This is a genomic window from Streptomyces sp. NPDC048473, assembly GCF_043200155.1.
Classification (GTDB): Bacteria; Actinomycetota; Actinomycetes; order Streptomycetales; family Streptomycetaceae; genus Streptomyces.
In genome coordinates this window covers 21364-31444 of the sequence record NZ_JBICXE010000059.1, presented here as the reverse complement: position 1 = coordinate 31444, position 10081 = coordinate 21364, and the positions used below count along the sequence as shown (strand labels likewise).

The 10081-nt window shown below is 68.9% G+C and carries 7 protein-coding genes and 1 pseudogene; 5 read left to right on the top strand and 3 right to left on the bottom strand.

The genetic code is table 11. From position 1 onward, the window contains the following. Nucleotides 1-140 precede the first annotated feature (140 nt). Nucleotides 141-260: pseudogene (locus tag ACGFU7_RS42445) on the bottom strand (DUF4440 domain-containing protein); the annotation flags it as partial. Between the two features lie 286 nt (nt 261-546). Here ACGFU7_RS42445 and ACGFU7_RS42440 point away from each other — a divergent pair. The 4 genes from ACGFU7_RS42440 to ACGFU7_RS42425 all read left to right on the top strand — a co-directional run bounded on the left by ACGFU7_RS42440 (nt 547) and on the right by ACGFU7_RS42425 (nt 7324). Beyond that, nucleotides 547-1236 carry a hypothetical protein gene (locus tag ACGFU7_RS42440; RefSeq protein WP_393703578.1) on the top strand — a complete coding sequence of 230 codons (690 nt, stop codon included), beginning with the start codon at nt 547-549 and terminating at the stop codon, nt 1234-1236. Between the two features lie 446 nt (nt 1237-1682). Beyond that, the gene (locus ACGFU7_RS42435) at nt 1683-3746 is read left to right on the top strand and encodes a discoidin domain-containing protein (protein WP_393703576.1); all 2064 of its coding nucleotides are present in this window, start codon (nt 1683-1685) and stop codon (nt 3744-3746) included. A 222-nt stretch (nt 3747-3968) separates the two neighbouring features. Then, a complete protein-coding gene (locus tag ACGFU7_RS42430) occupies nt 3969-6029 on the top strand; it encodes an alpha-galactosidase (protein WP_393703574.1) in 2061 nt (686 codons plus the stop codon). Then, on the top strand, nt 6026-7324 hold the full coding sequence (locus tag ACGFU7_RS42425; protein WP_393703572.1) for an MFS transporter: 1299 nt from the start codon (nt 6026-6028) through the stop codon (nt 7322-7324). The genes ACGFU7_RS42430 and ACGFU7_RS42425 overlap by 4 nt, the downstream gene beginning before the upstream one ends. A gap of 6 nt (nt 7325-7330) precedes the next feature. Here the strand turns inward: ACGFU7_RS42425 and ACGFU7_RS42420 are convergent, their stop codons facing one another. Continuing rightward, nucleotides 7331-7954 (bottom strand): TetR family transcriptional regulator, encoded by a 624-nt coding sequence (locus ACGFU7_RS42420; protein ID WP_393703570.1) that lies wholly within the window; start codon nt 7952-7954, stop codon nt 7331-7333. A gap of 61 nt (nt 7955-8015) precedes the next feature. Between ACGFU7_RS42420 and ACGFU7_RS42415 the strand changes: the two genes are divergently transcribed. After that, nucleotides 8016-9350, top strand: a complete 1335-nt coding sequence (locus tag ACGFU7_RS42415; RefSeq protein ID WP_393703568.1) for a GH1 family beta-glucosidase — start codon at nt 8016-8018, stop codon at nt 9348-9350. 229 nt (nt 9351-9579) lie between these two features. On the opposite strand, the gene ACGFU7_RS42410 is transcribed toward ACGFU7_RS42415, so the two are convergent. Continuing rightward, the gene (locus ACGFU7_RS42410; RefSeq protein ID WP_393703567.1) at nt 9580-10077 is read right to left on the bottom strand and encodes a phospholipase domain-containing protein; all 498 of its coding nucleotides are present in this window, start codon (nt 10075-10077) and stop codon (nt 9580-9582) included. Nucleotides 10078-10081: the final 4 nt, after the last annotated feature.

Here is a 10081-nt window from a genome sequence, read left to right as displayed (position 1 = left end):
AGCTACCTCGCCGGGCTCCACCTCCGCGCCTCGATGATCTGGATCAAAGACCTCACCCAGGCAACCTCTTGATCACAACCCGATACGCGCCCTAGCCGTACGCAAAGGATCACCGAGTGGCCGTCGATACACCACGCCACCGGACGTGACCCAAGCATCTCGGCATACGTCCACCGCCGCCCCGAAGCGCCGACCTCTACGAAGCCCGGGTCCATCAGCTGTCGGGCAAGCGAGCGTGACATGCGCACGCTGGGGTCCATAAGGCGAAGCTCGCCTGCGATCGCTTCGCGTACCTCATCCGTCTCTCGGCTCAGGTATCTTCGCCCAGGTGACCAAGCCCATCGCAACCGAGTTACCACGCGCGGAGCACAACTCGGCTTCCGGGCCGGCTGGTCGCCACCTGTCGAGACGACCCTGAGCCACGCCCGCACCGCGGACCTGCACCGGTCGATCCCCGCCCAGCACCACCGCGAACCCGCCGTGCGAGCCCTCCACAACACCTCGCCTCAAGCCCCGGCGGCCCCGGAGCAAAGGGGGCGGGCGGGGATGCGGAACACTGCCCGGGTGATCGTGATGCAGCCCGTCCTGGAGATCTACCCCCTTGATGGCTTTGCCCTCTGGCCCGTCGCCGAGATCGAGTCGTTCGGCTACCTGCCACTCAGCGGTGAGCTCGCCCCCGCCGAGGTCGGGACAGCGGTGATGCGCATCGTCGGCTGCAACGACATCGACCCTGAACTCGACGACCGGCCGCCCCGGCCCGCCGACCCGCTCGGATCGTTCCTGCACGGGCCGCTGACCTTCGACAGCCTCTTCGCGGCCGGTGGCATGCGAGTCACGGACAGCTCCTCAGGCATCACCTTCCTGCCCGGCTGCTGCAATGGCCTGGAGGACTGGCGTGACTGGCACAAGGTCGTCGACGGCAGCGGCCACGCCTCCTTCGGCCACGACCCCGATCCGTTCGCCGAGCGCCTCGCCGACACCGTCCGATTGACCGTCGACGCCGAGCAGGACGACAGCCCGGTGATCGAGCTCTCCATCACGGAGTTCCGCCGACTGCTCGACGGTGCCGAGCATGACCTGACCAACTTCCTTGCAATAGCCGCTGACTGGGTGTCGCAGTACCTGCCGGACCACTTCACCCCCGTCACCGCCGCGCTCGCGCGCGTACTCGCCCTGCCCGCGTCGTCCGTGCCGCCAAAGCCATGGGTTGACGGCACTGCTCCGCCGATCAACTGACGGCCGTATGCCTCCGGCACAGTCGTCGTGTGCGACGCGGTGAGCATGTCGCGCGCAGAAGAAATGCAACGCCGTGATCGCTCCCGAGCGAGCCGGTTGCGCGTAGTTGTACACCGGCCGTCCCGCGCCGTGATGCCGTAGGTCAAGAGCACAGGCTGCACTACACCCGGCTCGTGTAGGGCGAAGACCTCGGACGATGGGTCACGGCGCAGCCTGCCCGCGCCGCAGTCACGCCCGTCCCCGCAGGTGCCTGCGTACGCTCCCGTCATGTCCGAGGCACCCGTGCGCTCCGTGATCTCGACAGCAGGCGTGCGAGCACCCCGTTTCCGGTGGGGTGCTCTTCCTCATTTTCCGACGATGGCCCCGTCAGGGGCTTGGCGTTGCGGGCTCGTATCCCTAAGTTATGAGCAGAACATGAGTCCCGCTCACATTTAAGGATCTATGCGATGACCATGGTTCAACCTCCGTACCGCAGACTCAGATCCCTCACGGTGGTGTCACTGCTCCTCGCCGTGATGACCCTGGCACTCGGCCCGATGCCCAGCTCCGCGGCGGAGCCCAACTGGTGGGATCCGACCGCCCGGCCCGCACCCGACGCGCAGATCGGCGTCACGGGCGAGCCCTTCAAGGGCACCGACACCCAGGGGCGTGTAAGGGGCTTCGTCGACGCCCACGACCACATCATGTCCAACGAGGGCTTCGGCGGCCGGCTGATCTGCGGCAAGGCGTTCTCGGAGCAGGGCGTCGCCGACGCGCTCAAGGACTGCCCCGAGCACTACCCCGACGGCACGGGCGCCGTCTTCGACTTCATCACCACGGGCGACGGGAAGCACGACCCCAACGGGTGGCCCACGTTCAAGGACTGGCCCGCCCACGACTCGCTGACCCACCAACAGAACTACTACGCCTGGATCGAGCGGGCCTGGCGCGGCGGCCAGCGGGTGCTGGTCAACGACCTGGTCACCAACGGCGTGATCTGCTCGGTCTACTTCTTCAAGGACCGCAGCTGCGACGAGATGACCGCCATCCGTCTTGAGGCGCAGAAGACGTACGACATGCAGGCCTTCATCGACAAGATGTACGGCGGCCCGGGCAAGGGCTGGTTCCGGATCGTCACCGACAGCGCGCAGGCCCGCGAGGTCATCAAGCAGGGCAAGCTGGCCGTCGTCCTGGGGGTCGAGACCTCCGAGCCGTTCGGCTGCAAGCAGATCCTGGACGTCGCGCAGTGCAGCAAGGAGGACATCGACCGCGGCCTGGACGAGCTGCACCAACTGGGCGTGCGCAGCATGTTCCTGTGTCACAAGTTCGACAACGCCCTGTGCGGGGTGCGCTACGACTCCGGCGCCCTCGGTACGGCCATCAACGTGGGTCAGTTCCTGTCGACCGGCACCTTCTGGAAGACGGAGACCTGCCGCGGCCCGCAGCACGACAACCCCATCGGCAACGCGAAGGCACCCGGGGCGGAGAAGCAGCTGCCGGCGGGGGTGGCCGTCCCCTCGTACGCCTCGGACGCGCAGTGCAACACCCGCGGGCTGACCGGCCTGGGTGCGTACGCGGTGCGCGGCATGATGGAACGTCACATGATGCTGGAGCTCGACCACATGAGTGTCAAGGCCGCGGATCAGGCCTTCGACATCCTTGAGTCCGAGTCGTACCCGGGCGCCATCTCCTCGCACAGCTGGATGGACCTGGGCTGGACCGAGCGGCTCTACAAGCTCGGCGGGTTCGCCGCCCAGTACATGAGCGGCTCCGAGGCGTTCAGCGCGGAGGCCGAGCGCACGGACGCGCTGCGCGAGAAGTACAAGGTCGGCTACGGCTACGGCACCGACATGAACGGTGTCGGCGGCTGGCCCGCCCCGCGGGGCGGGGACACCCCGAACCCGGTCAAGTACCCCTTCCGCAGCACGGACGGCGGCTCGGTGATCGACAAGCAGACCGCCGGCGAACGCACATGGGACTTCAACACCGATGGCGCCGCGCACTACGGCATGGTCCCGGACTGGATCGAGGACATCCGGATCGTCGGCGGCCAGGGGGTCGTGGACGACCTCTTCTCGGGCGCCGAGTCCTACCTCCGCACCTGGGGCAACACCGAGCAGCACACGTCCGGGGCGAACCTGGCCTCGGGCGCCACCGCCTCGGCGTCCTCGTCGGAATGGTGGAACCCGTTCGTCAGCTTCGCGCCCGGCAAGGCCGTGGACGGCGACAACGGCACCCGCTGGGCCAGCGAGTGGAACAACGACCAGTGGCTGCGGATCGACCTCGGATCCTCGAAGCCGGTCGAGCGTGTCACCCTCGACTGGGAGGCGGCGTACGCGAAGTCGTACCGCGTCGAGCTGTCGGATGACGGCACGGCCTGGAAGACGGCCTGGTCCACGACCGCCGGTGACGGTGGCCTGGACACGGCGCGTTTCGCCGGAACTCCGGCGCGCTACATACGGATCAAGGGGCTGGAGCGCGGCACCCAGTGGGGCTACTCACTTCGCGAGGTTGGCGTCTACGCCAACTGACGCACCCGTGAGGCGGTGTCCAGGGCCGGGGCCGGCCGAATCAGCTCTCCTGATCCGGCCGGCCCCGGCTGACTTTCCGGCGCGTTCGCCGACCGAGCCGCGCAGAGCGCAGGGAACCACACGCCGCGAAATTCGATAGCCCCCGTCAGGGGCTTGGCGTTGCGGGCTCACATGCCTAACGTATGAGCAGAACATGAGCCCTACTCACGTTTGAGGATTTTCGTGATCACTCACCACTCCGAAGCCCGCCTCTGGCTCCTGAGCACCCCTGGCACCTCGTACGCCTTCCGGCTGGACGCCGACGACGTCCCCCGGCACGTGCACTGGGGCCGGCCGCTGACCCCGGAGCAGGCCGTCGTGATCGCGGCCGACCTGCCCGACGAGGACCCCGGCGGCGACGACCCTGGGGGTGAGGAGTACGTGGTCGAGGGCGGCCTGCGGTTCGGGGCGCCGTCGCTGACCGTCCGGTTCGACGACGGTGTCCGTGGCTTCGAGTGGCGGTTCCTCTCGCACACGGTCGAGGACGACCTGCTCACGCTCTCCTTCACCGACCGTGTCCGCTCCCTCGGTCTCGACCTGCACTACCGGCTCCGGGACGGCCATGACCAGATCGAGCGCTGGGCCGTCCTCACCGCTGACGAGCCGGTTGACGTCCTGCGGTTCGACTCCGCCGCCTGGACGCTGCCCGCCCGCGACGACTACCGGGTCAGTCATGTGGTGGGGGAATGGGGCCGGGAGTTCCAACTCCGGCGCGACCGGGTGCCCGTCGGGGAGACCGTGTTCACCAGCCGCCTCGGCATCACGGGACAGCACGCCGGGCCGTGGCTGATGCTCGACGCGCAGGACGCCGCCGAGGAGCACGGCGAGGTCTGGAGCGCGGCCCTGGCCTGGAGCGGCAGTCGCCGGATCACCCTGCGCCGCGACACCTACGGCCGCGCCTCCTGGACGGGCGGGTTCGGCCACGAGGGCCTGGTCTGGAAGCTGACCGCCGGCGAGCGTCTGGAGACCCCGGTCTTCACCGGGCTGTATGCCCCCGACGGCTTCGGCGGCACCAGCCGCCGCTGGCACGCCTACGTCGAACGCGAGGTGCTGCCCGCCCGTCCCGCCGAACGCCCTTTGATCTTCAACTCATGGGAGGCGACCGAGTTCGACATCAGCGAGAAGCAGCAGACCGAGCTGGCCGGCCTGGCCGCGGGTCTCGGCGTCGAGGTCTTCGTCGTGGACGACGCCTGGTTCGGCGCCCGCACCAGCGACATGGCCGGGCTCGGCGACTGGTGGCCCAACCCTGACCGCTTCCCGTACGGTCTGGGCCCGCTCGCCGACCACGTCCGCACGCTGGGCATGGACTTCGGCCTGTGGGTCGAGCCCGAGGCGGTCAACCCCGACAGCGACCTCTACCGTGCGCACCCCGACTGGATCCTCTGCCAGGACGGCCGTACCCGCACCCGGCGCCGCCACCAGCATGTGCTGAACTTCGCCCGCCGCGACGTCCGGGAATGGGCGGTCGACTGGCTGGTCAGGACCGTCACCGAGCTGGACGTGGTCTTCCTCAAATGGGACATGAACCGGCCCTTCAGCGAGGCAGGGCAGCCTGGGGCCGCCGACCCCGACCGGGTCTGGATCGAGCACACGCGCGGCGTCTACGAGGTGATGGACCGGCTGCGTACCGCCCGTCCCGGCCTGTACCTGGAATCGTGCGCGGGCGGCGGCGGCCGGGCCGACCTGGGCGTGCTGGCCCGCGCCGACCAGGTCTGGACGTCGGACAACACCGACGCCGCCGACCGGGTCGCGATCCAGCACGGCCACGGCCAGCTGCTGCCCGCCCGGACCATGGGCGCCTGGGTCACCGACAGCCCGCACAGCTTCAGCGCCCGCCCGACCTCGGTCCGGTACCGCTTCCATGTCTCGATGGCCGGGGCACTGGGCATCGGCGGCGACCTGCGGAACTGGAGCGAGGAGGATCTGGCCTGGGCCCGCATGCTGGTCGAGCAGTACAAGCGGATCCGGCCCGTGGTGCACGGCGGCGTCCAGTACCGCCTGGAGCACGACGCCGTGCAGTACCTCACCGAGGACGAGGTCGTCGTCTTCCAGTTCCAGCCGTCCGCGCTGACCCGCTCGGTCGCCCGCACCCGGCTGAAGGGCCTCGACCCCGACGCCCACTACCGGGATGAGACCACCGGCGCCGTCCACGAGGGCGCCGTCCTGCTAAGCCACGGTCTCCCGCCGCTGCTGTCCTTCGACTGGACGAGCGAGCTCGTCCACCTCAAGAGAGTGTCCCGATGAGCCTTGCCCCCGAGCTGCCCGATCACCCCGAGCGCAGCCGGCTGTCCGAGCGTCCCGAGGCCCTCGCCGAGCCCGTCCGCCGGGTTGGCCCCGGCTGGGTCGCCCTGTACGTCCTGGCCAACGTCGGGGTGTTCATCCCGATGCAGGTACCGACCACGTTCCTGATGCCCGAGCAGATCGCCCAGATCGACCCGGCGGGGAAGGTCGGCAGCTACGCCTGGGTCAGCATGATGGGCGCGATCTCGGGCATCGTCATCGCACCGCTGGCCGGCGCGCTCAGCGACCGCACCACCAGCCGGTTCGGCCGCCGCCGGCCGTGGCTGCTCGTGGGCTCGCTCGTCTGCATGGCGACGCTGGTCTTCACCGGCCTCCAGACGACGGTCGTCGGGGTCGCGCTCGGCTCCCTCGTGCTGTCCGCCTCGTTCATGATCATCGGTGCCGGACTCTCCCCGGTGGTGCCCGACCAGGTCCCGGTCGCCCAGCGCGGCGCCGTGCTGGGCTGGGCCATGGTCCCGCAGGCGGGCGCCCTGATCGCGGGCGGGCTGCTGATCGGTCTGGTCACGGGCTTCGCCTCACAGTACCTGCTGATGGCCGCACTGCCGCTCCTGATCCTGCTGTTCGCGACCACCATGAAGGATCCGCCGCTGCCCCGCCGACACCACGAGCCGTTCTCGCTGCGCACCTTCCTGGACGGCTACCGGATCAGCCCGCGCGCGCACCCCGACTTCGTCTGGGCGATGAGCTCCCGCTTCATCATGGGTCTCGGCTACGGCATGGGCACGCTCTACCTGCCGTACTTCCTTGACGACGTACTGCACTACGAGAAGTTGTTCCCCGGCCAGTCCACCGAGGACGGTCTGCTCATCGCGATCGGCATCAATTGTTTGGCCACGATCTCTACGGTCGTCCTCAGCGGCTGGCTCTCCGACAAGCTGGGCAAGCGGCGCATGCTGGTCTTCCTCGGCGGCGTCACGATGGCCGTCGCCGCGGTCCCGCTCGCGCTGTCGCCCACGTGGACCATGACGCTGGTCGCGGCCGTCATCCTGGGCCTGGGCTACGGCGTGTATCTGGCCGTCGACACCGCCCTGGTCACCGAGGTGCTCCCCGCCTCGGCGGACCGCGGCAAGGACATGGCCCTGGCCAACCTGATGACCTCCCTGCCCTACGTCCTCGTCCCCCCGATCGCCTCGGTCGTGCTCGGCGGTCCGGGAGGCTACAGCTCACTGTTCCTCTGCTCGGCGGCCATGTCCGCGCTGGGCGCGGTATTGGTCTGGAAGGTCAAGGCCGTCCGCTAGGGCCGGTCAGCGGCGTCGATCGTTCAGATAGCTGTTGAGGACTCGTTTGCACTCAGCGATCAGCTGGGCGTCGCCCAGCGGATCGATACGGAAGGCGAGTTGCAGCACGCTGTCGGCGCACTCCAGGGCCACCCGCACCGCGATCTCGAAGTCGGCATCGTCCTGGACCCCTATCAGGGAGGCGGTCAGTGAGCGCAGCCTTCCGGCGACCGCGGTGTTGTTGTCCAGGGTCGGCTCCAGGATGTGGTCCTGTCCCACCGCGCCGAAGTCGACCACGCCGAAACCGGTGATCGTCCGGCGCATGGTGACGAACTCGTCGACGGCCACATCCACGATGCCCGAGATGCCCTCGGGCTCCTCTTGCTCCAGCCGGCCCGCGACCCGCCCCAGGAAGGACTCCAGATTGCGGGCGGCGAGCGCACCGATCAGCCCCTCCCTGTCGGAGAAGAACTGGTAAAGGGTGCCGATGGGCACCTCGGCCCTGCGGGCCACCTCCTTGGTGGTCAGCCCTGCATAGCCGACCTCGTCCAGGAGTTCGGCGCAAGCGTCCAGCAGCCGTTCGAAGCGTTCGGCGCTGCGCTTCTGGACCGGCAGCCGGCGCAGCGTCCCTGCGGTGCGATCTTGATTCACGCTTCCATCATCCCATCGAGCGGGTTAACGTGAGCCCTGCTCATGTTTCAGGAGGTTAGACGTGACACTGGACCATCTCCCCGCGGACTTCATCTGGGGCGCCTCGACGGCGTCGTACCAGATCGAGGGCGCCACCAAGGAGGACGGCCGCGGACCCTCGGTATGGGACACCTTCACCGCGCAGCCAGGCACAATCCGCGACGGGCACACCGGTGACGTCGCCTGCGACCACTACCACCGGTACGAGGAGGACATCGCGCTGATGGCCGAGGCGGGCCTCACCGGCTACCGCTTCTCCATCGCCTGGCCCCGGGTCCAGCCGACCGGCACAGGCGAGGTCAATCCCCGGGGTCTGGACTTCTATGACCGGCTGGTCGACGGCCTGCTCGCACGCGGCATCGAACCTGTCCCGACCCTGTTCCACTGGGACCTCCCGCAGGGCCTGGAGGACAGCGGCGGTTGGCTGAACCGCGACACCGCGCACCGCTTCGCCGAGTACGCCGCCATCATGGCCGACAGGCTGGGCGACCGCGTCCAGAAGTGGATCACACTCAACGAGCCGTTCATCCACATGGTCTGGGGCTACGGTCTCGGCACTCACGCACCGGGCCGCACCCTGTTCCTGGACTGCCTGCCGGTCGCCCACCATCAACTGCTCGGCCATGGCCTGGCGCTGAGGGAGCTGCGGGCGCGCGGCCTCCAGGTGATGATCGCCAACAACTGCACCCCGGTCTGGCCCGCTTCGGACTCCCCCGCCGACCACGCCGCCGCGCGAGCCTATGACAACCTGCACAACCGCCTGTTCAACGACCCGATCCTCACGGGCACCTACCCGGACCTGTCGGACTTCGGCGCGGACACGACCCTCGGCGGCTCCGTGCGGGACGGCGATCTCGAACTGATCTCGGCCCCCTTGAGCGCGCTCGGCATCAACTACTACAACCCGACCCGGATCCAGGCGCCGACGTCCGAGGGACTGCCGTTCGAAGAGGCCCCCATCGAGGGCTACCGCCGCACCTCCTTCGACTGGCCCGTCGTCCCCGACGGCCTACGGGAACTGCTCGTCGGCCTCAAGGAGCGCTACCCGGCACTCCCGCCGGTCTACATCACGGAGAACGGCTGCTCGACCGAGGACGTCGTCAACGCGGACAGCACCGTCCTCGACCTCGACCGCATCGACTACTTGGACACCCACCTCCAGGCCGTCGACACCGCCGTGGCCCAGGGCGTGGACGTGCGTGGCTACTTCACCTGGACCCTGATGGACAACTTCGAATGGGCCGAGGGCTTCCACCAGCGCTTCGGTCTCGTCCACGTCGACCACGACACCCAGGTCCGCACCCCGAAGGCGTCCTTCGCGTGGTACCGCGACCTCATCCGCGCTCAGCGCGGTTGAGCCGCCCGCCGGGATCGCGTCGCGGATTGCGTACTCGCGGGGTGGTGAGCTCCGGCACGTCACGCTGACGCCTCGTCATGCTCCGGGTGCCCCTCCGTCCACCGGGCGGAGGGGCACGGGTCTCACACGGTTGCGATGCTCGGGTCACTCACGCCGACCTGACCGTTCTCGACGTGCCCGGCCAGGCGCCGCAGGTATCCGGCGTTGCCCTCGACCACGACCGTCAGGTCTACCAGCGCTTGGTGGCGCGCAGGTCGATGCTCTGCACGACGGTGACGCCGGCACGGACCGTGTAGGTTTGGCGCCCGCCGCCGTACGCGTTGGTCACGGTGAGGTGCGCGTCGGCGGTCGACGGGTTGGTCAGGGTGAGCTTCAGGTTGCCGGCGTCGTTGCGTGCCGTCACCTCCGGCTCGGCGGCTTTATTGTTGCCCTTGAAGGTGCGCAGGAAGCCGTTCGGGCCGTGGGCCGTGAGGTCGTAACTGCCGCCGGAGTGCACCGAGTTCCAGCTGTCTGAAACGGGCTTCCCGGCTGCCGCCGTGTACGTCCACGGGCCGTCGGTGCGCTTCTGGGAGCGCACCTGGAAGGCGGCGCCCGCCTGGTCCCCCGCGCTGAACGTCAGCTTGTACTTGCCGGTCGTGAGGTCTGCGGCCCCGTCGACGTAGGGAGCGTAGGAGAGCGGGCGGCGAGCGCGACATTGACCCGGCCGATGCGGATGGGGACGTTTCACCTGC

Coding starts and splice junctions, on each gene's coding strand:
- ACGFU7_RS42440 (WP_393703578.1), top strand. CDS start 547: ATGCGGAACACTGCCCGGGTGATCGTGATGCAGCCCGTCCTGGAGATC.
- ACGFU7_RS42435 (WP_393703576.1), top strand. CDS start 1,683: ATGACCATGGTTCAACCTCCGTACCGCAGACTCAGATCCCTCACGGTG.
- ACGFU7_RS42425 (WP_393703572.1), top strand. CDS start 6,026: ATGAGCCTTGCCCCCGAGCTGCCCGATCACCCCGAGCGCAGCCGGCTG.